Raw genomic sequence first — 23,841 nt, forward strand, 5'->3', positions numbered from 1 at the left:
CGCTTCCCGGAATTCGCGGCAACCTTGACGGATGGCGTACGCGGCTGCGGGAAAGCGGGTGCTGATCACGGGTGCCTCGTCGGGTCTGGGCGCGGCACTGGCCCGGCAATTGGCACGGCGCGGGGCCGTGGTCGGGCTGATCGCCCGGCGTCGGGATCGCCTGGCCGAGGTGCTGGCGGAATGCCGGCGGACGTCGCCGGAATCGGCGATGTGGGTGGCCGACCTGGCGGAGACCTCCGCGCTGCGGGAGTTGGCGCTGCGCGCGTGGGACGAGCTCGGCGGCGTCGACGTGCTGATCAACAACGCCGCGATCCCGAAACGGCGTCCGGTCGCGGCCCTGGACCCCGGCGAGGTCGAGGACGTCATGCGGATCAACTTCTTCGCCCCGATGCGCCTCACGCTGGCGCTGCTGCCGCGGATGCTGGCGCGCGAGTCCGGCCTGATCGTCAACGTGTCCAGCGTCGGCGGCCGGCTCGGCATCATCCACGAAACAGCCTATTGTGCAAGCAAGTTCGCGCTGTGCGGCTGGAGCGAGGCGATGGCCGTGGACCTGCACGGCAGCGGGGTCGCCGTGAAGCTGATCGAGCCGGGGCCCGTCGACACCGAGATCTGGAATCACCCGGGCAGCGAGGAGCCGCTCTACCAGGGGCCGAAGGTGCCCGCCGACGAGGTGGCCCAGGGCGTCATCGAGGCGCTGGCCGGCGACACGTTCGAGCACTACGTCCCAGGACAGATGGCGTTGAAAGGGATAGTGGACGCCAAGAACGCCGACCTCGACGCGTTCATCGCCGGTGTCGCCGGGATGGCGCCGCGATGAGGGCGCTGGTGTACGGCGTCCCGCCGGAGCCGTCGCCGGGACCCGACGACGCGCTGACCCACAGCCCGGTCGCACTGCGGGAAGTCGCGGATCCGCAACTGCCGCACGAGGATTGGGTGCTCACCCGGCCGCGGCTGACCGGTATCTGCGGGTCGGACTCCAAGCAGATCCTGATGGACTTCGGTGAGGCCGACGCCGACAACGCGATGTCCGCCTTCTGTTCTTTTCCGCAAGTCATGGGCCACGAGGTGGTTGCCGACGTGGTGGCGATGGGGCCGAAGGCCCGGGGGCTGGAGGTCGGCCAGCGCGTGGTGCTCAACCCGTGGCTGTCCTGCGGCCCGCGCGGCATCGAGCCGCCTTGTCCCGCTTGCGAAAGCGGCGACTACAGCCTGTGCTGGAGCTTCACCGACGGCGACATCAAGCCCGGCATCCACACCGGGGTGTCGGCCGACGTGACCGGTGGCTACGCGGAGCTGATGCCCGCCCACGACAGCATGCTCTTTCCGGTTCCCGATTCCATGCCCGACGAGCTCGCGGTGTTCGCCGACCCGTTTTCGGTGTCGCTGCACGCGATCACCCGCCACCCGCCGCCGCTCTCGGGCCGGGCGCTGGTGTACGGGGCCGGATCGCTGGGGTTGTGCGCGGTCGCGATCCTGCGGGCGCTCTACCCCGGGGTTGCCGTCGCGGTGGTGGCGCGGTTCGACGCCCAGAAGGACCTGGCCCGCCGGTTCGGCGCCGAGTTGGTCGTGGACCACGAACCGCGCCTCGCCGTCATCGAGGAACTGGTCGCGTGGGGCGGCGGCCGGCTGCGCCAGCCGCTGCTGGGCCTGCCGATGGCCTACCCGGGTGCGCTCGACGTCGTCTACGACACCGTCGGCAAGCCGGAGACATTCGAGGTCGGGGTGCGGGTGCTGCGGTCCCGCGGAACGCTGGTGAAGGCCGGCGTCCACGCGCCCGGGCGGTGGGAGTGGAGTCCCTTGTATTTCAAGGAGATCAGCTGGGTGGGGTCGAACGCCTTCGGGGTTGAGGAGGTCGAGGGCGAGCGCCGCCACGCCATCGCCCACTACCTGGAGCTGGCCGCCGCCGGCCGGGTGGACCTGCGCCCCATGCTGACCCACACCTTCGGTCTCGAGCAGTGGCGCGAGGCGTTCCTGGCGCTCGCCAACCAGGGCGACAGCCGAGCCGTGAAGGTCGCGTTCGACCAGCGCTAGACAAGGGCGCCCGGGGATCCGGTGAGGGGCAAGTCGGTCGGGGTGATCACGCCCGGTCGCGCGTCGCACAGGAACGGGATGGCGTTGACCGCCGCGACGGCGGTGCTGTCCATCAACACGGTCATCACGTCCTCTCCAGGCTTGCCGAACCGGATCGTCGCGTCCACGTGCGGCTCGCCCTCGATCACCACGCTGAAACCCTTGGGGTCGGGCCACTTTGGCTCGAGCGCGTCGTCGCTCATCGTCCAGCAGATGGCCAGCTCGATCACCGGGCGACCGCCGCGATAGCCGCGATAGGTGCGGCGCTGCCCCCCGGCGGTGCCGGCGGCGTAGTCCACCCAGCCCAGATTCAGATCGCGGGTCAGCACCGCGGGCTCGACGAACGCCTCCTTGGAGTCGAGTTCGGTGCCCAGCATGGTGGCGATCATGTCCAGCGTCTCGAAGTAGCCCAGGCCGTAGCGTTGCTTGGCCGGGTCGAGGTGCGTCACCGGCTCGCGGGGCGGTTTGCCGAACCCGAGCACCTTCCACACGTCCGCTACGGGATAGGTTGTGCAGTCCAGGGTTTCGACGAGCTTGACGCTGCGCACCCGCGGGCAGGCGCCGGTGAGAAAGCCGGCGACGACGTTGATGAAGCCCGGCTCGAATCCCGTGCCCAGGAAGGTGGCCCCGCCCTGTCGCGCCGCCTCATCGAGCGCGGGGAGCTCGACGGGGTGATGGGTGCCGGTCAGGAAGTCTCCAGTGGTGACCACGTTGATGCCGCGGCGCAGCATCGTTTCCACCAGTTCGTAGTCGATGGCGCGCGGCATGTAGTTCACGCAGTCCGGCGCGAGGTCGAGCAGCGCGTCGACGTCGCTCGTCGCGGTGACCCCGGTCGGGGGCCGGCCCGCGAGTGTGCCCGCGTCGCGCCCCACCTTGTCCGCGCCCAGGGCATGCACGCCGACCACGTCGAAGTCGGCGCGGTCGAGCAGGATGCCGAGCGCTCGCTTGCCGATGTTGCCGGTTGACCACTGAACCACGCGGTAGGGCGCCATGTTTGACAGCGTAGGCGAACATTGTTCTAATTTGAATGCTGTTCGAATTCGTACACTGTTCGAAAGTGGGAGGGCGGATGGGGGCCGCGGCCAAGGCGCCGGTGCTGCGCTACGGGGCGCTGGACCGGGCGCACCTGACGAAGCACCTGCTGCGGCTGGCTAAACGCGTGGGCGTCGGCCGGGTCACCATGCGCGAGCTGGCCGCGGAGGCGGGCACGTCGGCCTCGTCGGTGTACTACCACGTCCGCGACAAGCGGGAACTGCTCGACCTGCTGATCGAAGCTGTGCTCGCACAGATCGAGGTGCCGCGGGAGGGCGACTGGGAAACGCGCCTCGTCGCGCTGTACCTGAGTGCCTGGAAGGCGCTGGTCGGCGTGCCGGGCATCGCGGCCCTGCTGCAGGAGCATCCGCACACCGCCGCGGCGACCGAGTTGGACCGCGCCTCCCGCGCGATTCTGCGCGAATCGGGCTTGGGCACCGGGCATTTCGACGCGGCCCACGCCGCCTTGTACATCCACCTGCTCGGTTCCGTGCAGCTCGAGCACACGCGCCCCGCCGGAGGCCCGAGCGACAAGGCGTTCGCGTACGGGTTGCGGCTGATCCTGGCTGGCCTGCGCAACGAGCTGCAGCGGGGCGCATCGTGACGGAGACGACGATCGATCTGGCCGAGCCGGCGATCTGGGCCACCCGATTTCCCGACGGACTGTTCGCCGAGTTGCGCGCCCACACGCCGGTGTTTCACCAGCGGCTCACGGATGACGTCAGATCCACTGTGGGCCGCGAATTCTGGGTGTGCACCAAGCACGCGGACGTCGCGCGGGTGCATCGCGATCACGAGTCGTTCACGGCGACCCGGGGGCCGCTGATCCAGGACGTGCCGATGTTCGACGCGTATCCGGCCATCGTCAGCATGGACCCGCCCGATCACACGGTTCGCCGCAAGGTGATCGCCCGGGCGTTCACACCGCGTGCGGTGGCCAAGCTCGAGGACGGCATCCGGGACCGGGCCAAGTCGATGGCCGCCGCGCTACTGGAATCCGGTCGCGGCGAGTTCGTCGATCTGGCTGCGGGACTACCGATCTCGGTGATCGGCGACATCGTCGGGATTCCCGACGCCGACCGCCCGCACGTGTTCGGCTTGATCGACCGGGTGCTCAAGACCGCCGGCGCGCAGCTGTCCCTCCCCGATGGGGACGACCTGTTGCCCTTCATGGAATTGTTCGAGTACGCCAGCGCGCTGACCGCCTACAAGCGTGAGCACCCCGTGGACGACATCTGGAGCGCGTTGTGTACCACGGAGATCACGGGGGAATCGGGGAAGAGCTTCTTGCTGCCCTCCAACGAGCTCGAGATCTTCTTTTTCATCCTGGGATTGGCCGGCGCCGACACGACCCGAAACGCGTTGTGCGATGGCCTGCGGGCGTTCGTGGCCAATCCGGATCAGGTTGCGGTCTATCGATCCGACCCGGACGCGCGGCGCACGGCGGTCGAGGAGGTGATCCGCTATTCCACGCCGATCATGTTCTGGGTGCGCGGGGCGGCCAGGGACGTCGTGCTCGGCGGCGTGCCGATCCCCGCGGGGGCGCGGGTGGTGACGATGTTGCGCTCGGCGAATCGCGACGAGGACGTCTTCTCAGATCCGTACCGGTTCGACATTCGCCGCGATCCCAACCCCCACCAGTCCTTCGGCGGTGGCGGGGCCCACCATTGTCTGGGCGCGATGCTGGCGCGGGCCGAAGTCCGGGCCGCCCTGGACGAGATCCTGCTGAACACCGGCGCCATCGAAGTCGGCGAGCCGCGGATGACGCTTCCCGATCTGTGCAACAACATGACCGTCTACGAATCCCTCCCGGTCCGCTTCGAGCGACGCTAGGCGGGGCGGGTGGCGCGGTAGTAGGTGAGCCGTCCCACCACGCGTTGCCGGTGCGTCGCGACCTGCGTGCACTCCAAGCCGGCCGCGCGCAACAGGCGCGGAATCGCGTCGCCGAGGTTGCCCGCCGCGTGCGGGTTGCGCCTGATGAGCCGCGGGACCAGACCGTCGTCGGCGCTCACGTCGCCGCCGATGTCGACCAGGTGCAGGCGGCCGCCGGGGCGCAGGACGCGGAAAATCTCCTCCGCCGCGGCGCTTTTCGCGTCGTTGGCGATGTGGTGCAGCATCATGGACGACAGCACCCGGTCGAATTCACCGTCGGCGTAGGGCAGCCGCTCGGCGTAGCCCTGTTCGAAGCGGACCGCGTCGGTCTTTCGCCGCGCTCGCTCCAGCGCCCGCGGATCGGGGTCGCATCCGACCGCCTCCAACTCGGGGTGGCGGCGCTTGGCCCGAATGATGAGATTGCCTGTGCCGCAGCCGATTTCCAGGATACGACGTGAGTCGGCGAGGTCGGCCTGTGCGATCAGATTCTCGTGGACCCGGTTCATGCCCAACAGGCGGCTGAACACGTCGTAGCAGGGCAGCAGCGCGTCGTGGCCGGCGGCGGGCAGGTAATCATGTGGATGATGTTTTGTCACAAGGCCCATATTGAATCGCTGGGCGAACGGAGAATTGGGTGATCCTCGGTGAAAAGTGGACTATCTTTGGCAACATGACGCGGCCCGCTCGGTTGGTTCGGCAGCGCGGCGGCGTGCCGATCTACGCGTATCGCACCGATCCGGACACGCCTCCGGTGTCGGTGGTGCGCTCCAGCCCCGACGATTTCGTCGAGCGTGGGCGCCACATTCACGACTTTCCCGCGCTCTGGTACCTCCCGGCGGCAGGGCTGGTCTACGTGGCGGCCGCGGGTCAAGTGCTCGACCCCGGGCGCCTGGACCTGCGCGACGCGGGTGTGGCGGTGTTCTTCGATCCCGCCGCGCTCGGGGAGGACGCGCGGTCGCCGTGGCCGGCGTGGCGGGCACATCCGCTGCTGTTCCCGTTCCTGCACGGCGAAATCGGCGGAATACTGCGCCTGGACCTGCCGGCGGCCCGGCGCCCTGCGTGGGACGCCGCGATCCGTTCGATCGAAACGGAATTGGGCGCGCGGCAGGACGGTTACCGGCAGGCGGCGCTGGCGCACCTGACGCTGTTGTTGATCGACCTGGCGCGGCTGGCTGGGCCGGTGGTGGCTGAACTGCGCCGCAGCGGCGAACCGCTGCTGGCCGAGGTGTTCGACGTGATCGACCGGCGGCACGCCGGGCCGTTGTCGCTGCGCGACGTGGCCGGTGAGGTCGGCATCACGGCGGGACACCTGACCACCGTCGTGCGCCGGCGCACCGGGCGCACCGTGCAGGAGTGGATCACCGAGCGCCGCATGGCCGAAGCGCGCGGATTGCTGGCGGAAACCGACCTGCCGGTCGGCGAGGTGGCCAGGCGGGTCGGGATGTCAGATCCCGGCTATTTCAGCCGCGTGTTCACCCGCGAGCACGGCGCCTCGCCCCGCGCGTGGCGTCAGAGGGGCTCGAAGTCCAGCCAGTCCTCGACGTCGAACCGGTCGGCGACGGCGCGCAGCGTGGCGCCGCCGCGACCCGCGTAGTGCGCGGGTATCACGGCGGCCTTGGCGCCGACGGCCTCGGCGAAGATCCGGCGGCGGGTCACTGCGGCGGCCGGCGCGTCGACGTCGAAGGCGCAGGCGTCCGCGGGCCGGCGCAGTTGCAGCGGGCTGTGGGTGAGATCGCCGACGAAGACCGCCGGCCGTCCCGCGTCGAGCCACAGCACCGACGAGCCCGGCGTGTGCCCGGGGGCCGGTCGCAGGCGCAGCGACGGGCTGATCTGGTAGTCGTCCGACCACTGCACGAGCTGGCCCGCCTCGTCGATGGGCGCCACGCTGTCGGCGAACACCAGCCGGTCACCGGGCTGCCCGCCGGCGGGCCCGTCGGGGGAGAAGTGGTGGTAGTCGGCGGCCGGCACCAGGTATCGGGCGTTGGGGAACGTCGGCACCCAGGCGCCGTCCTCGAGCATGGTGTTCCACCCGACGTGATCGGAGTGGACGTGCGTGTTGACCACGACGTCGACGGCGTTGCGGTCGACACCCGCCGCGGCCAGCGCCGCCAGGAACCCGGTGTTCAGGTGGTCCAGGAACGGCATGTGCGGGCGCTCGCGATCGTTGCCGACCCCGGTGTCCACGACGACGGTCAGCCCGTCGACCTCGATGACCCAGCTCTGCACCGCGGCGTGCCACTCGTCGGCGTCGGGGTCGAAGAAGTCCGGCACCAGCAGGTCGGCGTTGTCCCGCCAACCGGACGGCGGGGTCCCGGGGAAGAAACGGGTCGCCAAGTGGAGCGGAAGCTCCAGCACGCGGGTGACGCTCGCGTGGCCTAACCGGACCCGGCGCATCTAGGCGTTGGCGCGCAGGTAGCCGTACACGCCGGCGAAGTTGCGGTTCACCTCGTCGGGGATGGGCACCGGGCCGCCGAGAGCCCTTGCGCCCCAGACAATTTGGGCGGTCCGCTCGACCAGGGCGGTGATGTGCAGGGCCTTGTCCGGGCGCGGCCCCACGGCGACCAGGCCGTGGTTGGCGATCAGCGCGGCGCCCCGGCCCTCGAGCGCCTTGACCGCGTTGGTGCCGACCTCGGGCGTGCCGGACGCTGCGTAGTCGGCGCAGCGGACGTCCCCGCCGCAGTAGACGGCGAACTCGTCGATGCAGGCCGGAATGGGTTGGTGCGCAATGGCGAACATGGTCGCCCACACCGGATGGCTGTGGATGACGCTGCCGATGTCGTCGAACGCCTGGTAGCACGCCAGGTGCAGCTTGGCCTCCGACGACGGGAACCGGCCCTCGGCGGCGTGCAGCACCTCGCCGTCCGGGTCGATCAGCACGATGTCGTCCAGCTGCATGTCGCGGTAGTCGACCGACGACGGCGTGATGACGATGTTGCCGTCGGCGCGGCGCGCCGAGATGTTGCCGGCGGTGCCCTCGACCAGGCCGCGGCGCAGCATGTCCTTGGCCGCGTCCAGCACGGCGTCCTCGGGGTTGGTGACGGATTTCATGGGCCCAGCACCTCCGGGTTGACGATATGGGTGGGCGTCTCGCCGCTCAGCAGCGCTTCCAGGTCGTCGGCCACCATCTGCGCCTGCCGGGCCTCAGTGTTCCACGTGGCGCCCCCGATGTGGGGCGTCAGCACGACATTGGGCATGGAAGTCAACGGGTGATCGGCCGGCAGCCATTCGCCGACGAAGTGGTCCAGGCCGGCGGCGGCCACCTTGCCGCCGCGCAGCGCGTCGACGAGCGCGTCGGTGTCGTGCAGCTGCGCGCGGGCGGTGTTGAGGAAGACCACGCCGTCGCGCATGGCCGCGAACTGCCGCGCGCCGATCATCCCGGCGGTGTCGTCGGTGACGGGCGCGTGTAGGGACACCACGTCGGCCTCGGCGAGCAGTTCGTCCAGGCCGTGGCGGGCCTCGTCGTTGTACGGGTCGTGCGCGATCACCCGCATGCCCAGCCCGGCCAGCCGCCACCGGGTGGCGCGTCCGACGGCGCCGAGGCCCACCAGCCCCGCGGTCCGCCCGGCGATCTCCCAGCCGCGGAACCGCTGGTACGGGATGCTGCCGTCGCGAAAGATGTTGCCGCCGCGGACATCCGCGTCGGCGGTCAGCAGGTGCCGGGTCGCGGCCAGCAGCAGCGCCACCGCCATCTCGGCGACCGCATCGGCGTTGCGGGCCGGGGTGTTCAGCACCGGGATGCGGGCCGCGGTGGCCCCGTCGATGTCGACGTTGTTCGGGTCGCCCCGGGTGGACGCAACGGCAAGAAGGCCTTGCTCGAACACCGGGCCGCGGACCGAGTCACCCTCCACCACAACGACATCGGCGGACTCGGCCGCGATCCGCTCGGCCAGTTGCTCGGGGCTGTAGATCCGCAGCGGGGTCTGCTCTATCCAGGGGTCGTACACCACGTCGGCCAGGCGCCGGAGCTTGTCGAACCCCGGCCCCCGCAACGGCGCGGTCACCAGGGCCCGCGGTCTTGACGTCACAGACGCCAATGCTGGCGTACGGTGACGCCCGTGTCACGTGATGGCGTCACAATCGGCATCGACGTCGGCAGCACCGCCGTCAAGGCCGTGGCCGCCGACGCGGACGGCCGGGTGACGGAGCGGGTGCGCATCCCGCACCAGCTGCGGGTGCCGGCGCCCGACCGGCTCGAGCACGACGCCGACGAGGCGTGGCGGCGGGGGCCGGTGGCCGCGCTCGCGCAGCTGAACCGCCCGGACGCCCGCGCGGTCGCCGTGTCGGCGATGGTGCCCTCGCTGACCGCCGTCGACGCGGCGGGCGCGCCCCTGACCCCCGGGCTGCTGTACGGCGACGGCCGGGGCAGAGTGCCCGGCTCCGACGACAAGCCGCTGCCGGCGCTGGGCGAGGCCGCGGAGTTCCTGCGCTGGACGGCGGCGCAGGCGCCCGGCGCGGCCGGGTACTGGCCCGCGCCCGCGGTGTCCAACCACGCGCTGGCGGGCGAGGCGGTGCTGGACGTCGCCACCGCCGCCACCGCCTTCCCCCTGTTCGACGGGACCGGCTGGGACCCGGCGGCCTGCGCCGACTGCGGCGCGAGCGTCGAGCAGATGCCGCGGGTGGAGACGATCGGCACGGCCGCGGGACAGCTCCCCGGGACGGCCGCCGTGCTGGCGATCGGGGCCATCGACGCCCTGTGCGAACAGATCGTGGCCGGCGCCGACCGCGACGGCGACGTGCTGGTGCTGTGCGGCACCACCCTGATCGTGTGGAACACGATCGCCGAGGCGCGCCAGGTGCCCGGCCTGTGGACCATCCCGCACACCACCCCGGGCAAGAGCCAGATCGGCGGCGCCAGCAACGCGGGCGGCCTGTTCCTCGGCTGGGTGGAGCGCCTGCTCGGACCGGGCGACCCGGGGACCGCCGACCCGCGCCGCGTGCCGGTGTGGTCGCCCTACATCCGCGGCGAGCGCACGCCGTTCCACGACCCGGATCGCCGCGCCGTGCTCGACGCCCTCGACCTCACCCACGACGCGGCCGCCGTGCGCCGGGCCGCCTACGAGGCGTCGGGCTTCGTCGTTCGTCAGCTCATCGAGCTGGGCGGGGCGCCGGTGGCGCGCATCGTCGCCTCCGGCGGCGGCACCCGGGTCGGGCCGTGGATGCAGGCCATCGCCGACGCCACCGGCCGGCCGGTGGAGGTGTCCGCGGTGGCCGAGGGCGCGGCGCTGGGGGCCGCGTTCCTGGGTCGGATGGCGGTCGGCCTGGAGACCTCGATCACTGACGCGGGCCGGTGGGCCCGCACCGAGCGCGTCGTCGAGCCCGATCCCGCCTGGGCGGAGCCGACCGCCGGGCGCTACCAACGGTTCCTGGAACTGTCTAGGCTGGTGCAATGACTGACCAGGACCGCAAAGCCGCCCGTCGGGAGATCGCCGACGCCCTGTTGAAAGCCCTCGAACGCCGGCACGAAATCGCCGACGTCGTGGTGGAGTCCGAGGACAAGGAGGCGGCGGTGGAGGCGATCGTCCGCCTGCTCGACACCTCGCACCTGGCCGCCGAGGCGGTGATGGGCATGTCGTTCGCGCAGCTCACCATCGACTCGCGCCGCAAGATCCTGGCCGAGCTGGAGGACCTGAACAAGCAGCTGAGCTTCACGCTCGGCGAGCGTCCCGCCAGCTCAGGGGAGACCCTCGAGCTGCGGCCGTTCTCCGCCGACGCCGACCGCGACATCTTCGCCGCCCGCACCGAGGACGTCGGCGCCGCCGGCGACGGGTCGGGCGGGCCGGCGGGCAACCTCGACGACGAGATCCGCGCGGCGCTGGGGCGCGTGGGCGACGAGGAGGCCGCATGGTTCGTGGCGGTCGACTCGGGCGAGAAGGTCGGAATGGTGTTCGGCGAGCTGGTAGGCGGCGAGGTGAACGTGCGGATCTGGATCCACCCCGACCACCGCAAGAAGGGTTACGGCACCGCCGCGCTGCGCAAGTCGCGCACCGAGATGGCGTGGTGCTTCCCCGCCGTGCCGCTGGTGGTCCGCACGCCCGCGGCCAAGCCCGGCTAGATCGAGCTCAGGCCAGCGTGGCGGTGACGGCGATGATGTTGCGCAGCTGCGATTGCTCGTCGTCGGGGAAGACGCGGCCGTAGTCGGCGAAGAACTCCCGCCGCGGCCGGGTGCTCACCTGCCAGCCCTTGCCGGCCAGGTACTCGACGACGTTGCTGCGCTCGCCGTCGAAGAACAGCCCGGACAGGTCGATGTCGCAGCCCAGGTTGGCCCACCGCTGGTTGAACTGCTGCGCGCGTTGGGTCATGGTGCGCCCGGAGTCGCCGTGGTATTCGGTGGCCAGCTTGCTGCCGGGCGCGCTGAGCTCGGTGATGTTGTCGAAGAGCCGGTCCTGGGCGTCGGGCGGGAGGTACATCAGCAAGCCTTCGGCGCTCCACGACGTCGGCTGCGACGCGTCAAACCCGCTGCGGCGCAACGCTTCCGGCCAGTCGTCGCGAAGATCGACGGCGACGGTGCGCCGGTCCGCGGTCGGGGCGGCGCCCAGGCTCTCCATCGCCGCGGTCTTGAACTCGACGACCTTGGGCTGGTCGACCTCGTAGACCACGCTGCCGGGCGGCCAGGCCAGCCGGTAGGCGCGCACGTCGAGGCCGGCGGCCAGGATCACCGATTGGCGGATGCCGTCGCGGGCGGCGTTGAGGAAGAAATCGTCGAAGAAGCGGGTGCGCACCGCCATCGAGTCGGTCTCGAGTTGCAGGTCGCGTTCGCCGCCGTCGTCCGCGCCCGGCGCTACCTGGCCGTCGATCAGGCGGACGAAGAAGTCCAGGCCGACCGCGCGCACCAGCGGCGCCGCGAACGGGTCGTCGATGATCGCGTCGGTTTCCATGCTGGCCAGCGCGCGGGCCGCGGCGACCATCGTTGCCGTCGCGCCGACGCTGGAGGCCAGGTCCCAGCTGTCCTGATCGGTTCGCGTCATGGTGCTCCCACTTATTTAGCAAATGCAACGAGCCAAGCGATTCGAACTCTACGCCTCGCGGCTGACCGCTTCCTGTGTCCTCCAAGGGGCTTGACAGGGGCCGTCCCGATCAGCTGTTAGTCTCGTACACGGTTTGACGCGCGGCGCCGTACGTCCTGGCCTGCGGGTGTTAGGCGCGAGACGCAGGACGCAGGAGGAAGAGTGCTTTCGGCTTTCATCTCATCGCTGCGGACAGTCGACCTGAGACGGAAGATCCTCTTCACGCTTGGCATCGTCCTTCTCTATCGGGTCGGCGCCGCATTGCCCTCTCCGGGGGTGAACTACCCGAACGTGCAGCAGTGCATCAAGGAGGCCAGCGGGGGCGAGGCCGGGCAGATCTATTCGCTGATCAACCTGTTCTCCGGGGGCGCGCTGCTCAAGCTCACGGTGTTCGCCGTGGGCGTGATGCCCTACATCACGGCGAGCATCATCGTGCAGCTGCTGACCGTGGTCATCCCGCGCTTCGAGGAATTGCGCAAAGAGGGCCAGTCCGGCCAGGCGAAGATGACCCAGTACACCCGGTACCTGGCCATCGCGCTGGCGATCCTGCAGGCCACCAGCATCGTGGCGCTGGCGGCCAACGGCGGGCTGCTGCAGGGCTGCTCGCTGGACATCATCTCCGACCAGAAGATCTTCACGCTCGTCGTCATCGTGCTGGTGATGACCGCCGGTGCGGCCCTGGTGATGTGGATGGGTGAGCTGGTCACCGAACGCGGGATCGGCAACGGCATGTCGCTGCTGATCTTCGTCGGCATCGCGGCGCGCATCCCCGCCGAGGGCAAGTCCATCCTGGACAGCCGCGGCGGGGTCATCTTCGCCGCCGTCTGCGGCGCCGCGCTGCTCATCATCGTCGGCGTGGTCTTCGTCGAGCAGGGCCAGCGCCGCATCCCGGTGCAATACGCCAAGCGCATGGTGGGCCGGCGGATGTACGGCGGAACGTCGACGTATTTGCCGCTGAAGGTCAACCAGGCCGGCGTTATTCCGGTCATCTTCGCGTCGTCGCTGATCTACATTCCGCACCTGATCACCCAGCTGATCCGCAGCGGCAGCGGCGGCGTGGGCAACAGTTGGTGGGACAAATTCGTCGGCAGCTACCTGTCGGACCCCAGCGATCCGGTCTATATCAGCATCTACTTCGGCCTCATCATCTTCTTCACGTACTTCTACGTGTCGATCACGTTCAACCCCGATGAGCGTGCCGACGAGATGAAGAAGTTCGGCGGCTTCATTCCGGGCATTCGGCCGGGCAAGCCGACCGCCGACTACCTGCGTTACGTGCTGAGCAGGATCACGCTGCCGGGCTCGATCTATCTGGGCGCGATTTCCGTGTTGCCCAATCTGTTCCTGCAGATCGGCAATGGCGGAGCGGTCCAGAATTTGCCGTTTGGCGGCACTGCGGTTTTGATCATGATTGGCGTCGGTTTGGATACGGTCAAACAAATCGAGAGCCAGCTGATGCAGCGCAACTACGAAGGGTTCCTCAAGTGAGAGTGGTTTTGCTGGGACCGCCCGGGGCGGGCAAAGGGACGCAGGCCCAAAAGCTCGCCGAGAAGCTCGATATCCCGCAAATCTCCACCGGGGAGCTCTTCCGGAACAACATCGAAAACGGGACCAAACTCGGCCTGGAGGCCAAGCGCTACCTCGACGCCGGTGACCTGGTGCCCTCCGAGCTGACCAACCAACTCGTCGACGACCGCCTCGACGACCCGGACGCGGCCAACGGCTTCATCCTGGACGGCTACCCGCGCTCGCTCGCGCAGGCCAAGGCGCTGCACGAGATGCTCGAACGGCGGGGCACCGACATCGACGCGGTGGTCGAATTCCGCGTCTCGGAGGACGAGTTGCTGCAGCGCCTCAAGGGCCGTGGCCGCGCCGACGACACCGAAGACGTCATCCTCAACCGCATGAAGGTCTACCGCGACGAGACCGCGCCGCTGCTGGAGTACTACAGCGACGAACTGAAAACGGTCGACGCGGTCGGCACGGTCGACGAGGTGTTCGCCCGCGCGCTGCAGGCGCTGGGCAAGTAACCATGAGCGCGCTGGCGCGGCTGCGCAGTCGCAGGGTCGTGCCGCAGCGCAGCCCCGGTGAACTCGACGCGATGGCGGCGGCCGGCGCCGTGGTGGCGTCCGCCCTGCACGCGGTCCACGCCGCCGCGGTCGCGGGCGCGTCCACGCTGAGCCTCGACGAGATCGCCGAGTCGGTGATCCGCGAGGCCGGGGCGGTCCCGTCGTTCCTCGGCTACCACGGCTACCCGGCGTCGATCTGCGCCTCCGTCAACGACCGCGTGGTGCACGGCATCCCGTCGGCCGCGGAAGTTCTGGCCCCCGGTGACCTGGTGTCCATCGACTGCGGCGCGGTGCTGGACGGCTGGCATGGCGACGCCGCCATCACCTTCGGCGTCGGGACGCTGGACGCGGCCGACGAGGCGCTCTGCGACGCGACCAGGGAATCGCTGCAGGCCGGCATCGCCGCGATGGTCGTCGGCAACCGGCTGACCGATGTGGCGCACGCCATCGAAACGGGCACCCGCGCCGCCGCGGCCCGCTACGGCCTCGCGTTCGGGATCGTCGAGGGCTACGGCGGACACGGCATCGGCCGGCAAATGCACATGGACCCTTTCCTGCCCAACGAGGGCTCGCCCGGGCGGGGGCCGATGCTGGCCCCGGGCTCGGTGCTGGCGATCGAACCGATGCTGACGTTGGGAACCAGCAAAACAAGGGTGCTCGACGACGAATGGACCGTCACGACCGCCGACGGATCCCGCGCGGCGCACTGGGAGCACACCGTCGCGGTGACCGAAACCGGGCCGCGCATCCTCACCGTTACGTGAACTAAACCCCACCTCCGCTCGTTTTCCAGGCAGGAGGTGATCGAGTGGCTCGTGTGGCCGGCACTCGGGGGGCGTCCGGGGCTGCTGCAGAGGCCGCTCTGATGAAGGCGCTCTACGACGAACATGCCGCGGTGTTGTGGCGCTATGCGCTCCGGTTGACCGGGGACGCCAGTCAGGCCGAGGACGTTGTCCAGGAGACGCTGTTGCGGGCCTGGCAGCATCCGGAGGTCGTCGGTGACACCGAGCGGTCGGCGCGGGCGTGGCTGTTCACCGTGGCACGCAACATGATCATCGACGACCGGCGCAGCGCCAGGTACCGCAACGTCGTCGGTTCGCTGGACGAATCGGGAGCGCCCGAGCAATCGACGCCGGACGAGGTGAACGCGGCGCTGGACCGGCTGCTGATAGCCGAGGCCATGACGCAGTTGTCCGCCGAGCACCGCGCGGTGATCGAGCGGTCCTACTACCGCGGTTGGACGACCGCGCAGATTGCTACCGACCTAGAGATCGCCGAAGGAACCGTGAAGTCGCGACTACACTATGCCGTGCGGGCGTTGCGGCTCACTCTGCAGGAACTTGGAGTCACGCGATGACCATCCAGACGGTCGTCGGCTCCGAATGCTTGATGGGTGACAGGAGATGGACGAGATGAGGACGCCGCTACGAGGCATCGGCCCGCCCGGTGACAACGAGGTGTTTGGTTTGACCGTGGAAGACGACCACCGCTACGCGATGTGGGATGCCGCATACGTGTTGGGGTCGCTGTCGGCTTCCGACCGGCGCGAGTTCGAGGCGCACATGGCCGGTTGCCCGGCATGCCGGGAGGCCGTCGCCGATCTGAGTGGCGTGCCGGCCCTGCTGTCGCAGCTCGACGGGGCACAGGTGGCGGCGATGGACGAGTCCGGCCGCACCATGACGGCGGCGCCGGAGATTTCGCCGGAGTTGTTGCCCTCGTTGCTCGCAACGGTGCGCTGGCGCCGGCGCCGGGCCCGGGTCGCGACCTGGGTGGCATCGTCGGCCGCGGCCGCGGTGCTGGGGATCGGCGTGCTGGTCGGGGTGCAGGGGAACTCGGCGCCCGCGCAGCAGGTGGCCGCCTCCTCGCAGCCGATGGCGCAGATCGGTACCACCCTGTTGGCCTCCACGGTGCAGCTGTCCAGCCAGCACTGGGGGACCTCGATCAACCTGAAGTGTGTCTGCCTGGCTCCGCTGAACGCGCACCACGACACGCTGGCGATGGTCGTCGTGGGTCGCGACGGGAGCCAAACCCGGTTGGCGACGTGGGTGGCCGAACCCGGTCACACCGCCACGCCCGCGGGCAGCATCTCGACGCCGGTCGACCAGATCGCTGCCGTGCAAGTGGTTTCCGCTGACAGCGGGCAGGTTCTGCTGCAGCGTTCGCTGTAACCCCACTGTAAAAACCGACGCGCGGTGAACTGAAGTTCGCCGCGCGTCGTGTTACAGGCATGCCCAGGAAGCAGCGAGTGGTCGACCACATCGTCGAGCGGCTCGCCTCGGTCGGCGTCGACCATATCTTCGGGGTGGACGGCGCGAACATCGAGGACCTCTACGACGCCGCGCACTTCCGCAGCGACATCACCGCCGTGCTGGCCAAGCACGAATTCTCCGCCGCCGCCATGGCCGACGGGTACAGCCGCAGCGGGGCCGGGTTGGGTGTCGTAGCCGCGACGTCGGGCGGCGGAGCGCTGAATCTTGTTGCCGCCCTTGGGGAGTCGCTGACGAGCCGGGTGCCGGTGCTGGCCCTGGTCGGCCAGGCCCCCACCGCCCTGGACGGCCGCGGCAGCTTTCAGGACACCAGCGGCGAGAACGGCTCGCTGAACGCGCAGGCGTTGTTTTCCGCGGTGTCGGTGTCGTGCGAGCGGGTGCTGCGCCCCGCCGACGCTGCGCCGGCCCTGACGCGCGCGATCGCCGCGGCGCGCACCGGCGGCCCCGCGGTCCTGTTGCTGCCCAAGGACATTCAGCAGGGCAGCGTCATTTGCGGGCAGAACGGGTGGCCCACCGAGGAGCTGCGCCCCATCGGCAACCCGCACCCGCTCGTCGGGCTGCTGCGCGACGCGAACGGCCCGGTCACCATGATCGTCGGCGAGCAGGTCGCCCGCGACAACGCCCGCGCCGAGCTGGAGGCCCTGCGCGCGGTGCTGCGGGCGCGGGTGGCGACGGTGCCCGATGCCAAGGACGTCGCCGGCACACCGGGTCTCGGGTCGTCGTCCGCGCTGGGGGTGACCGGTGTCATGGGCCACCCCGGTGTGGTTGAAGCGGTGGCCGGCAGCGCCGTGTGCCTGGTGGTCGGCACGCGCCTGTCGGTCACCGCGCGCACCGGGCTCGACGACGCCCTGGCGGCGGTGCGGACGGTCTCGATCGGCTCGGCGCCGCCGTACGTTCCGTGCACGCACGTGCACACCGACGACCTGCGCGGCTCGCTGCGCATGCTGACCCAGGCGCTGTCCGGGCCGGGACGGCCGGCCAGGGTGCGGGTGCCCGACACGGTGCGGCGCACCGAGTTGTCCCCGCCGCCGTGCGACGGGCCCGGGGTGCGCTATCGGGACGCGATGACGGTGCTGGACGGCTGCCTGCCCGACGGCGCGGACATCGTCGTGGATGCCGGCAACACCGGCGCGGCGGCGATCCACTACCTGCCGGCCCGCCGGGACGGCAGGTTCGCGGTCGCGCTGGGCATGGGAGGCATGGGCTACAGCTTCGGCGCCGGCATCGGGATGGCTTTCGGCCGCGCGAACAGCGGGCGGCCCCCGGGGCGCACCGTGGTGGTTGCCGGGGACGGGGCATTCTTCATGCACGGCATGGAGGTGCACACCGCGTTGCAGTACCGGCTGCCGGTGACATTCGTGGTCTTCAACAACAACGCCCACGCCATGTGCGTGACCCGCGAGCAGCTCTTCTACGACGACCTGTACAGCTACAACCGATTCCGCTCCAGCCGGCTCGGCGCCGGGCTGGCGGCGATGTTCCCGGGGCTGACGGCCGTCGACGTCGACGACCTCGATCACCTGGCCGCCTGGATGCGCGCGGTGCTCGCCACCGACGGGCCCGCCGTCGTCAGCGTCGAATGCGCCGCCGACGAGATGCCGCCGTTCGCACCGTTTTTGACGTCAATCGCAAAGGAGAACCGGACCGATGTCGCTGCCAGCGCTCGATGACATCCCCACGCCCCTCGACGGTGTGACCCGCATCGAAACCAGCCCGCGGGAAAAGGCCACCCCGATCATCATGGACATGATGCGCTCGGTCTACCCGCACGACCAGGTATTCGGGGAGTACTGCACCGTCAACGATTACGTCGACTGCCCGCCGGACGAGTTGTACGAGTACATGTCCGACACCCGCAGCCTCGAGGAGTGGACCTACAGCCTGCGCGGTTTCACCCCCACCGACGAACCCGGCCTGTGGCTGGCGTACGACCGGCTCGGCTCGGAGACCAAGATCTACACGCGGACCGTCGCCAACGAGCAGGCCCGCACCGTCGACTACCACTGCGCGTGGGACCAGGGCAAGCACCTGTGGATGATCTACCTGATGCGGGTCGTCGACGCGCAGACGGTCCTGGACAAGCCGGGTTCGGTTGTGCTGTGGACGAATTGCCACCACCCCTTCTACGACAAGAACCCGTACCCGGAGACCGCGCCGCCGCAGCGCCCGGTGTGGGTGGGCGACTTCTGGGACATGTTCGGCGCCGGCCACCTGCTGGAGCTGAAGAACCTCAAGGCCATCGCCGAGTACCGGCACCGCAACGGGTTACCGGTGACCCCGAAGTGGATGAGGTGAACCATGAATGAGCCGAGCGTGAGCCTGATCGACGTGTCCACCTATCTGCCCGGTGAGCCGATCGGCGCCGAGTACTATGCGCAATTCGCCGAATCCGACGACCTGCGTGACAATCTCATGTTCCGCGCCCCGAAGTTTCGCCATCACGTCGCGCCGGAGGAAAGCTCGATCGACATGATCGAGCAGGCGGTGCAGGGCCTGATCGAGCGGCACGGCCACGACGCCGTCGAGGGCGCCGACGTGTTGATCACCCACACCCAGGTGCCGGACATGGCGTTCTACGGGCAGGGCGGCGGCATCGCGCACCGACTGGGCATGCGGCCGTCGTGGGTGCTGGACCTGAACAACGGCGGGTGCGCGGCATTCGTGTTGGCGCTCAACGTGGCCCGCAAGTTGCTGTCGACGGGCGAGGGGCACACCGCGCTGATCGCGATCGCGCAAAACGCCGCCGGGCAGTTCTTCGACCAGCCGACGATCCGCCGCAAGGCGCAGTCGGCGGTGCCTGGCGACGGGGCGGCGGCGGCCCTGGTCACCGTGGGCGATCAGTCCCCGATCCTCGACGTCGAGTGCCGCACCTATGGCGAATACGCCGGCGAGATGACGCTGTCCTTCAACCCGCCCCGCAAGTGGTGGCAGGCGGGACTCGGCGAGGGCTCGATCGGCTTCACCGAAAGCAAGATCACCAAGGTGCTGGCCCGCGGCAACCGGCAGGTGCCCGAGGTGGCGCTGGCGGTTTGCGACCGAATCGGCCTGTCCTCCAAGGACATCGATCTGCTGGTCACCAACCAGCCCAACCGGGTGTTCCTGCGCAACTGGCGCGAGGCCCTCGAGCTGCCCCCCGAACGCCACTGCGACACCTTCGATCAGTGCGGCAACCTGTTCGGCGCCGGCATCCCGGTCAACCTCGACCGCGCGATATCCGACGGTCAGCTCGAGGCGGGGGACGTGGTCATGATGGCGGCCTTCGCCCACGCCGGTGACTTCGCCGGCGCGGCGGCCGTGCGCTGGGGTGGGCGGGGCTAATGCAACCCGTCCCCAGCCCCTTCGCCGACGACATCGACGAGGCCTTTCCCACCGCGATCGACCCGCTTGCGTTGTCGCTCAACGAGAATCCGTTCCCGCCGTTGCCGGCGGTGCGCTCGGCGCTGATCCGCTCGATCTACGCGGTCAACCGGTATCCGGAGTTCTTGCCCGAACGGCTGCGCGGCCTGATCGCCGGCCACGCCGGCCTGCCGGCCGAACAGGTGGTGCTCGGTGCCGGCGCGACGGGCGTCGCGCTGCAGGCCCTGCACGCGCTGACCGTCCCGGGCGACACGGTGGCGATGTCGTCGCCGACCTTCGACGGTTATCCGATCATCGCCCGGATGGCGCGGCTGACCCCGCTGCTCGTCCCCCTCGACGCGGACGGCCACAACAACCTCGACGGGCTGGCCGACGCCGCAGCGGATGCCCGCGTGGTCGTGCTGTGCCGCCCGCACAACCCGACCGGCACGCTGGAGAGCGCGGACGAGGTGACGCGGTTTTTGCGCCGGGTCCCGCGAGACACCGTCGTGCTGCTCGACGAGGCCTACATCGAGTTCGCCGCGCCCGAGCACCGCATCGACATCGCGGCGCTGCTCGCGGATTTCCCGAACGTGGTCGTGGTGCGGACGTTCTCCAAGGCCTACGGCCTGGCCGGGCTGCGCATCGGCTACGGGCTCGCGTCGCCCGAGCTGGCCGCGACCCTGTGGTCCCAACAGTTGCCGTTCGGCATCGCGCTGACCAGCCTGCTGGCGGTCGCGGCGTCGTACGACGCCGAAGACCAACTGCAGCAACGGATCCAGTCGATCAACGCCGAACGCCGCTATCTGCGGATGCGGCTGAGCGCGTTGGACGTCTACACCACGGACGCCCACGCGAACTTCATGTACCTGCCCTTGAGGGGTGGGCGGGGTCCGTCATGGCATGAGGTGTTCGCGGACAGCGGGCTGCACGTCCGCCACTACCCGGACGGCGGCGCGCGGATCACCGTGGGTAACCGCGCGTCGACCCTGGCGGTGCTGTCGGCTATAGGAAAGGCCCCGCTTCGGTCCCAGATGCGGTAAGAAAGGGCGTGGCCGCATCGAAACGCGATCCGATCGCCGCGGCGCGGGCCAACTGGGAGCGCGCCGGCTGGGGCGACGTGTCGGACGGCATGGTCGCCGTCACCTCGGTGATGCGCGCGCACCAGATACTGCTGGCCCGCGTCGAGACCGCGCTGCGCCCCTACGACCTGAGCTTCTCCCGCTACGAGTTGCTGCGGCTGCTGGCGTTCAGCCGGACCGGTGCGCTGCCGATCACCAAGGCGTCCGATCGCCTGCAGGTGCACGTGACCAGCGTGACCCACGCCATCCGCCGGCTGGAGGCCGACGGGCTGGTTCAGCGGGTGCCGCACCCCACCGACGGGCGCACGACGCTGGTGGCCATCACCGACCTCGGCCGCTCCACCGTCGAGGACGCCACCGTCACGCTCAACGAGCAGGTGTTCGCCGACATCGGAATGGACGCCGCCGAATCGCAGGCGCTGGTGTCGTCCATCGAAACGTTGCGCCGCAATGCGGGCGACTTCTGACGATCTGAAAGGCAGGAGGCGGTTTCCCATGGACCCACTAGTTGCTCACCAGCGCGCACAGGAAGCGTTCGCCGGCGTCCTCGCCAAGGTCAGCCCCGATCGGTACCGCGGCCCAACGCCGTGCTCGGAGTGGACGATTCGTGACCTTATCGAGCACGTCATCGGCGGCAACGAGCGCGTCGCGATATGGGCAGGCCGCGCCGAGAAGCCGGCCGCCCGGCCCGACGACATCATGGCGGCGCATCGGGCCGCCGCCGCGGCCGCACAGGAGGTCTTCGCCGGACCCGACGGGATGTCCACCATGTTCAAGCTGCCGTTCGGGGAGCTGCCCGGGCAGTTCTTCATCGGGCTGCGCACCTGCGACGTCCTCACCCACGCATGGGATCTCGCGGCCGCCACCGGCCAGTCCACCGATCTCGATCCCGAGCTGGCGGCCGAGCAGCTCGCCGCGGCGCGCGCGTTCGTGGGCCCCCAGTTCCGCGGGCCGGACAAGCCCTTCGCCGCGGAACAGCCGTGCTCGGATGAGAGCCCGCCGGCCGATCAGCTGGCCGCGTTCCTCGGGCGAAAGGCGGAGTGACGCGGGGCTTTTTGCTCAGCTGTCGCGCAGCATCTCGATGACGGCGCTGAAGTCCTTGTCCGCGTGGTCGGCCGCAAACTTGGCGTAGATCTCGGCGGCGTGCGTGCCCAGCGGCGCGGCCGAACCGGTGGACGTGACGGCGTCCATCGCCAGGCCCAGGTCCTTGTTCATCAGCGCCGTCGCGAAGCCGGGCTTGAAGTCGTTGTTGGCCGGCGAGGTCGGGACCGGGCCCGGCACCGGGCAGTTGGTGTGCACCGCCCAGCAATTGCCCGTCGCGCCGGTGATGACGTCGAACAGCGATTGGGCGGACAGCCCCAGCTTCTCGGCCAGCACGAACGCCTCGCCGACCGCGATCTGCTGCACCGCCAGCACCATGTTGTTGCACACCTTGGCGGCCTGGCCCGCGCCGGCCGCGCCGCAGTGAATGACCTTGCCCGCCATGGGTTCCAGCACCGGACGGGCCCGCTGCACCGCGGACTCGTCGCCGCCCACCATGAACGCCAGCGTGCCCGCGACGGCGCCCTTGACCCCGCCGGAGACCGGCGCGTCCAGCTGCGCGATCCCGTGCCCCTCGGCCAGCGCGTGCACCTCGCGGGCGTCGCTGACCGAAATCGTGGAGCTGTCGATGAACAGCGCGCCCGCGTGCGCGGCGGGCAGGATGTCGGCGTAGCAGCGCTTCACGATATCGCCGTTGGGCAGCATGGTGATCACCACGTCCGCGTCGGCCACCGCCTCGGCGGCGCTGTCGAAGACGGTGACGCCGGCCTCGGCCGCCGCGGACAACGCCGCCGGCACGGGATCGAATCCGCGCACGGTGTGACCGGCGGTGACCAGGTTCGTCGACATCGGGCCGCCCATGTGGCCCAAGCCCAGGAACGCAATCCGGGTCATCTATGAGCCCTTTCTACGCGCTCGCCCTGAATCGGGAGGCCTCGGCGCGGCCGATGACAACCCGCATGATCTCGTTGGTGCCTTCCAGGATTCGATGCACCCGCAGGTCGCGGACGATCTTTTCCAGGCCGTACTCGCGCAGATAGCCGTAGCCGCCGTGCAGTTGCAGGGCCTTGTCGGCGACCTCGAAGCAGGTGTCGGTGACGTAACGCTTGGCCATCGCGCACAGCTCGACCTTGTCCGGGTCGTCGGCGTCCAACGCGCTTGCGGCCCGCCACAACATCATTCGCGACGTCTGCAGCCCGGTGGCCATGTCGGCCAGGGTGAACCGGACGGTCGGCTCGTCGAGCAGCGAGTTGCCGAACGCGTGGCGCTCGCGCACGTAGGAGCCGGCCTTGTCGAAGGCGGCCTGCGCGCCGCCCAGCGAGCACGCCGCGATGTTGAGGCGACCGCCGTTGAGGCCGTTCATGGCGATGCCGAACCCGGCGCCCTCGCCGTCCGCGCCGCCCAGCATCGCGTCGGCGGGCACCCGCACCCCCTCGAGGATCACCTGCGCGGTAGGCTGGGCGTGCCAGCCCATCTTCTCCTCGAGCGCACCGAAACTCAGCCCGGGAGTGCCCTTTTCGACGATGAAGGCGGAGATGCCGCGCGGCCCCTCACCCCCGGTCCTCGCCATCACCACGTACACGTCCGAGGCACCCGCGCCGGAGATGAACTGCTTGACGCCGTCGAGCACGTAATCGCCGCCCTCCTTGACCGCGCGGGTGCTCAGCGCGCTGGCGTCGGAGCCGGCGCCCGGCTCGGTGAGGCAGTAGCTGGCGATGGCGTCCATCGGCGCCAACCGCGGGATCCATTCCTTGCGTTGTTCGGCGGTGCCGAAGCTGTCGATCATCCACGCGCACATGTTGTGAATGGAGAGGAACGCAGCGGTCACGGGGTCGGCGATCGCGAGTTGCTCGAAGATGCGGACCCCGTCGAGCCGGCGCAGGCCGCTGCCCCCGACGTCCTCGCGGCAGTAGATGGCCGCCATGCCGAGCTCGGCGGCCTCGCGCAGCACGTCGGTCGGGAAGTGCTTGGTGGCGTCCCAGTCCAGGGCGTGCGGCGCGAGGCGCTTGGCGGCGAACGCGGCCGCCGTCTCGGTGATGACCCGCTCGTCGTCGTTCAGGGTGAACATGAC

At 69.9% G+C, this 23,841-nt stretch carries 26 protein-coding genes; 18 read left to right on the forward strand and 8 right to left on the reverse strand.

Annotated features, from left to right (window positions below):
• Positions 1-31 precede the first annotated feature (31 nt).
• Positions 32-817 (forward strand): SDR family oxidoreductase, encoded by a 786-nt coding sequence (locus A9X00_RS23215; RefSeq protein ID WP_067158808.1) that lies wholly within the window; start codon positions 32-34, stop codon positions 815-817.
• The gene (locus A9X00_RS23220; RefSeq protein ID WP_067158810.1) at positions 814-2,028 is read left to right on the forward strand and encodes a zinc-binding dehydrogenase; all 1,215 of its coding nucleotides are present in this window, start codon (positions 814-816) and stop codon (positions 2,026-2,028) included. Before A9X00_RS23215 ends, A9X00_RS23220 begins: the two co-directional genes overlap by 4 nt.
• Here A9X00_RS23220 and A9X00_RS23225 read toward each other — a convergent pair.
• Positions 2,025-3,059: a dihydrodipicolinate reductase gene (locus A9X00_RS23225; RefSeq protein ID WP_067158812.1), complete on the reverse strand. Its 1,035-nt coding sequence runs from the start codon at positions 3,057-3,059 to the stop codon at positions 2,025-2,027. The two genes, A9X00_RS23220 and A9X00_RS23225, sit on opposite strands and share 4 nt — an antisense overlap.
• Before the next feature lie 65 nt (positions 3,060-3,124).
• On the opposite strand from A9X00_RS23225, the gene A9X00_RS23230 reads away from it, so the two are divergent.
• A complete protein-coding gene (locus tag A9X00_RS23230) occupies positions 3,125-3,703 on the forward strand; it encodes a TetR/AcrR family transcriptional regulator (protein ID WP_232006907.1) in 579 nt (192 codons plus the stop codon).
• Positions 3,700-4,932, forward strand: coding sequence for a cytochrome P450 (locus A9X00_RS23235; RefSeq protein ID WP_067158816.1), 1,233 nt, complete (start codon positions 3,700-3,702; stop codon positions 4,930-4,932). The genes A9X00_RS23230 and A9X00_RS23235 overlap by 4 nt, the downstream gene beginning before the upstream one ends.
• Here the strand turns inward: A9X00_RS23235 and A9X00_RS23240 are convergent.
• Positions 4,929-5,567 carry a class I SAM-dependent methyltransferase gene (locus A9X00_RS23240; protein ID WP_369830787.1) on the reverse strand — a complete coding sequence of 213 codons (639 nt, stop codon included), beginning with the start codon at positions 5,565-5,567 and terminating at the stop codon, positions 4,929-4,931. The genes A9X00_RS23235 and A9X00_RS23240 overlap by 4 nt on opposite strands.
• A 74-nt stretch (positions 5,568-5,641) precedes the next feature.
• Here A9X00_RS23240 and A9X00_RS23245 point away from each other — a divergent pair, with 74 nt between their 5' ends.
• Positions 5,642-6,565: an AraC family transcriptional regulator gene (locus A9X00_RS23245; protein ID WP_082975461.1), complete on the forward strand. Its 924-nt coding sequence runs from the start codon at positions 5,642-5,644 to the stop codon at positions 6,563-6,565.
• Here A9X00_RS23245 and A9X00_RS23250 read toward each other — a convergent pair.
• The 3 genes from A9X00_RS23250 to A9X00_RS23260 are packed head-to-tail and all read right to left on the reverse strand — an operon-like array spanning position 6,481 to position 8,996.
• Positions 6,481-7,365 (reverse strand): MBL fold metallo-hydrolase, encoded by an 885-nt coding sequence (locus A9X00_RS23250; protein ID WP_067158820.1) that lies wholly within the window; start codon positions 7,363-7,365, stop codon positions 6,481-6,483. The two genes, A9X00_RS23245 and A9X00_RS23250, sit on opposite strands and share 85 nt — an antisense overlap.
• The gene (locus tag A9X00_RS23255) at positions 7,366-8,019 is read right to left on the reverse strand and encodes an L-fuculose-phosphate aldolase (RefSeq protein ID WP_067158822.1); all 654 of its coding nucleotides are present in this window, start codon (positions 8,017-8,019) and stop codon (positions 7,366-7,368) included.
• The gene (locus A9X00_RS23260) at positions 8,016-8,996 is read right to left on the reverse strand and encodes an NAD(P)-dependent oxidoreductase (RefSeq protein WP_067158824.1); all 981 of its coding nucleotides are present in this window, start codon (positions 8,994-8,996) and stop codon (positions 8,016-8,018) included. The genes A9X00_RS23255 and A9X00_RS23260 overlap by 4 nt, the downstream gene beginning before the upstream one ends.
• Before the next feature lie 30 nt (positions 8,997-9,026).
• Here A9X00_RS23260 and A9X00_RS23265 point away from each other — a divergent pair, with 30 nt between their 5' ends.
• Positions 9,027-10,361 (forward strand): FGGY-family carbohydrate kinase, encoded by a 1,335-nt coding sequence (locus tag A9X00_RS23265; protein WP_067158921.1) that lies wholly within the window; start codon positions 9,027-9,029, stop codon positions 10,359-10,361.
• Positions 10,358-11,023 (forward strand): GNAT family N-acetyltransferase, encoded by a 666-nt coding sequence (locus A9X00_RS23270; RefSeq protein ID WP_067158826.1) that lies wholly within the window; start codon positions 10,358-10,360, stop codon positions 11,021-11,023. Before A9X00_RS23265 ends, A9X00_RS23270 begins: the two co-directional genes overlap by 4 nt.
• A gap of 7 nt (positions 11,024-11,030) precedes the next feature.
• Here the strand turns inward: A9X00_RS23270 and A9X00_RS23275 are convergent, their stop codons facing one another.
• Positions 11,031-11,936, reverse strand: a complete 906-nt coding sequence (locus A9X00_RS23275) for a class I SAM-dependent methyltransferase (protein WP_067158832.1) — start codon at positions 11,934-11,936, stop codon at positions 11,031-11,033.
• Between the two features lie 201 nt (positions 11,937-12,137).
• On the opposite strand from A9X00_RS23275, the gene secY reads away from it, so the two are divergent.
• From secY to A9X00_RS23330, 11 genes are read left to right on the forward strand one after another with little or no spacing between them, the layout of a single operon-like run.
• Positions 12,138-13,463, forward strand: coding sequence for a preprotein translocase subunit SecY (secY, locus tag A9X00_RS23280; RefSeq protein WP_067158833.1), 1,326 nt, complete (start codon positions 12,138-12,140; stop codon positions 13,461-13,463).
• Entirely contained in the window at positions 13,460-14,005 is a 546-nt protein-coding gene (locus A9X00_RS23285) for an adenylate kinase (protein ID WP_067158834.1), read from the forward strand. Before secY ends, A9X00_RS23285 begins: the two co-directional genes overlap by 4 nt.
• A 2-nt stretch (positions 14,006-14,007) precedes the next feature.
• Entirely contained in the window at positions 14,008-14,808 is an 801-nt protein-coding gene (gene map, locus A9X00_RS23290; protein WP_067158835.1) for a type I methionyl aminopeptidase, read from the forward strand.
• A 44-nt stretch (positions 14,809-14,852) separates the two neighbouring features.
• Positions 14,853-15,401, forward strand: a complete 549-nt coding sequence (locus A9X00_RS23295; protein WP_082975452.1) for a sigma-70 family RNA polymerase sigma factor — start codon at positions 14,853-14,855, stop codon at positions 15,399-15,401.
• A 46-nt stretch (positions 15,402-15,447) separates the two neighbouring features.
• Positions 15,448-16,212, forward strand: coding sequence for an anti-sigma factor (locus A9X00_RS23300; protein ID WP_067158837.1), 765 nt, complete (start codon positions 15,448-15,450; stop codon positions 16,210-16,212).
• Between the two features lie 59 nt (positions 16,213-16,271).
• Positions 16,272-17,981, forward strand: coding sequence for a thiamine pyrophosphate-binding protein (locus A9X00_RS23305; protein ID WP_067158838.1), 1,710 nt, complete (start codon positions 16,272-16,274; stop codon positions 17,979-17,981).
• Positions 17,959-18,606, forward strand: a complete 648-nt coding sequence (locus A9X00_RS23310; RefSeq protein WP_067158839.1) for a hypothetical protein — start codon at positions 17,959-17,961, stop codon at positions 18,604-18,606. Before A9X00_RS23305 ends, A9X00_RS23310 begins: the two co-directional genes overlap by 23 nt.
• Before the next feature lie 3 nt (positions 18,607-18,609).
• Positions 18,610-19,629 carry a 3-oxoacyl-ACP synthase III family protein gene (locus A9X00_RS23315; RefSeq protein WP_067158840.1) on the forward strand — a complete coding sequence of 340 codons (1,020 nt, stop codon included), beginning with the start codon at positions 18,610-18,612 and terminating at the stop codon, positions 19,627-19,629.
• On the forward strand, positions 19,629-20,690 hold the full coding sequence (locus tag A9X00_RS23320; protein WP_067158841.1) for a histidinol-phosphate transaminase: 1,062 nt from the start codon (positions 19,629-19,631) through the stop codon (positions 20,688-20,690). Before A9X00_RS23315 ends, A9X00_RS23320 begins: the two co-directional genes overlap by 1 nt.
• A gap of 8 nt (positions 20,691-20,698) precedes the next feature.
• Positions 20,699-21,196, forward strand: coding sequence for a MarR family winged helix-turn-helix transcriptional regulator (locus tag A9X00_RS23325; protein WP_067158842.1), 498 nt, complete (start codon positions 20,699-20,701; stop codon positions 21,194-21,196).
• Between the two features lie 28 nt (positions 21,197-21,224).
• A complete protein-coding gene (locus A9X00_RS23330; RefSeq protein ID WP_067158843.1) occupies positions 21,225-21,773 on the forward strand; it encodes a TIGR03086 family metal-binding protein in 549 nt (182 codons plus the stop codon).
• Between the two features lie 15 nt (positions 21,774-21,788).
• On the opposite strand, the gene mmsB is transcribed toward A9X00_RS23330, so the two are convergent.
• Both mmsB and A9X00_RS23340 read right to left on the reverse strand, forming a co-directional pair.
• On the reverse strand, positions 21,789-22,664 hold the full coding sequence (gene mmsB / locus A9X00_RS23335; RefSeq protein ID WP_067158844.1) for a 3-hydroxyisobutyrate dehydrogenase: 876 nt from the start codon (positions 22,662-22,664) through the stop codon (positions 21,789-21,791).
• Between the two features lie 13 nt (positions 22,665-22,677).
• Complete coding sequence (locus A9X00_RS23340) at positions 22,678-23,838, reverse strand: isobutyryl-CoA dehydrogenase (protein WP_067158846.1); 1,161 nt, start codon at positions 23,836-23,838, stop codon at positions 22,678-22,680.
• Between the last annotated feature and the right edge of the window lie 3 nt (positions 23,839-23,841).

This window comes from Mycobacterium sp. 1245805.9 (assembly GCF_001672915.1).
GTDB lineage: Bacteria > Actinomycetota > Actinomycetes > Mycobacteriales > Mycobacteriaceae > Mycobacterium.

Excerpts from the sequence above, each read along its gene's own strand:
- A9X00_RS23215 (WP_067158808.1), top strand. The coding sequence starts at position 32 with ATGGCGTACGCGGCTGCGGGAAAGCGGGTGCTGATCACGGGTGCCTCG.
- A9X00_RS23250 (WP_067158820.1), bottom strand. The coding sequence starts at position 7,365 with ATGCGCCGGGTCCGGTTAGGCCACGCGAGCGTCACCCGCGTGCTGGAG.
- A9X00_RS23310 (WP_067158839.1), top strand. The coding sequence starts at position 17,959 with ATGTCGCTGCCAGCGCTCGATGACATCCCCACGCCCCTCGACGGTGTG.
- A9X00_RS23320 (WP_067158841.1), top strand. The coding sequence starts at position 19,629 with ATGCAACCCGTCCCCAGCCCCTTCGCCGACGACATCGACGAGGCCTTT.
- A9X00_RS23255 (WP_067158822.1), bottom strand. The coding sequence starts at position 8,019 with ATGAAATCCGTCACCAACCCCGAGGACGCCGTGCTGGACGCGGCCAAG.
- map (WP_067158835.1), top strand. The coding sequence starts at position 14,008 with ATGAGCGCGCTGGCGCGGCTGCGCAGTCGCAGGGTCGTGCCGCAGCGC.
- A9X00_RS23220 (WP_067158810.1), top strand. The coding sequence starts at position 814 with ATGAGGGCGCTGGTGTACGGCGTCCCGCCGGAGCCGTCGCCGGGACCC.
- A9X00_RS23270 (WP_067158826.1), top strand. The coding sequence starts at position 10,358 with ATGACTGACCAGGACCGCAAAGCCGCCCGTCGGGAGATCGCCGACGCC.
- A9X00_RS23275 (WP_067158832.1), bottom strand. The coding sequence starts at position 11,936 with ATGACGCGAACCGATCAGGACAGCTGGGACCTGGCCTCCAGCGTCGGC.
- A9X00_RS23340 (WP_067158846.1), bottom strand. The coding sequence starts at position 23,838 with ATGTTCACCCTGAACGACGACGAGCGGGTCATCACCGAGACGGCGGCC.
- A9X00_RS23305 (WP_067158838.1), top strand. The coding sequence starts at position 16,272 with ATGCCCAGGAAGCAGCGAGTGGTCGACCACATCGTCGAGCGGCTCGCC.
- mmsB (WP_067158844.1), bottom strand. The coding sequence starts at position 22,664 with ATGACCCGGATTGCGTTCCTGGGCTTGGGCCACATGGGCGGCCCGATG.
- A9X00_RS23330 (WP_067158843.1), top strand. The coding sequence starts at position 21,225 with ATGGACCCACTAGTTGCTCACCAGCGCGCACAGGAAGCGTTCGCCGGC.
- A9X00_RS23300 (WP_067158837.1), top strand. The coding sequence starts at position 15,448 with ATGGACGAGATGAGGACGCCGCTACGAGGCATCGGCCCGCCCGGTGAC.
- A9X00_RS23245 (WP_082975461.1), top strand. The coding sequence starts at position 5,642 with ATGACGCGGCCCGCTCGGTTGGTTCGGCAGCGCGGCGGCGTGCCGATC.
- A9X00_RS23315 (WP_067158840.1), top strand. The coding sequence starts at position 18,610 with ATGAATGAGCCGAGCGTGAGCCTGATCGACGTGTCCACCTATCTGCCC.
- A9X00_RS23225 (WP_067158812.1), bottom strand. The coding sequence starts at position 3,059 with ATGGCGCCCTACCGCGTGGTTCAGTGGTCAACCGGCAACATCGGCAAG.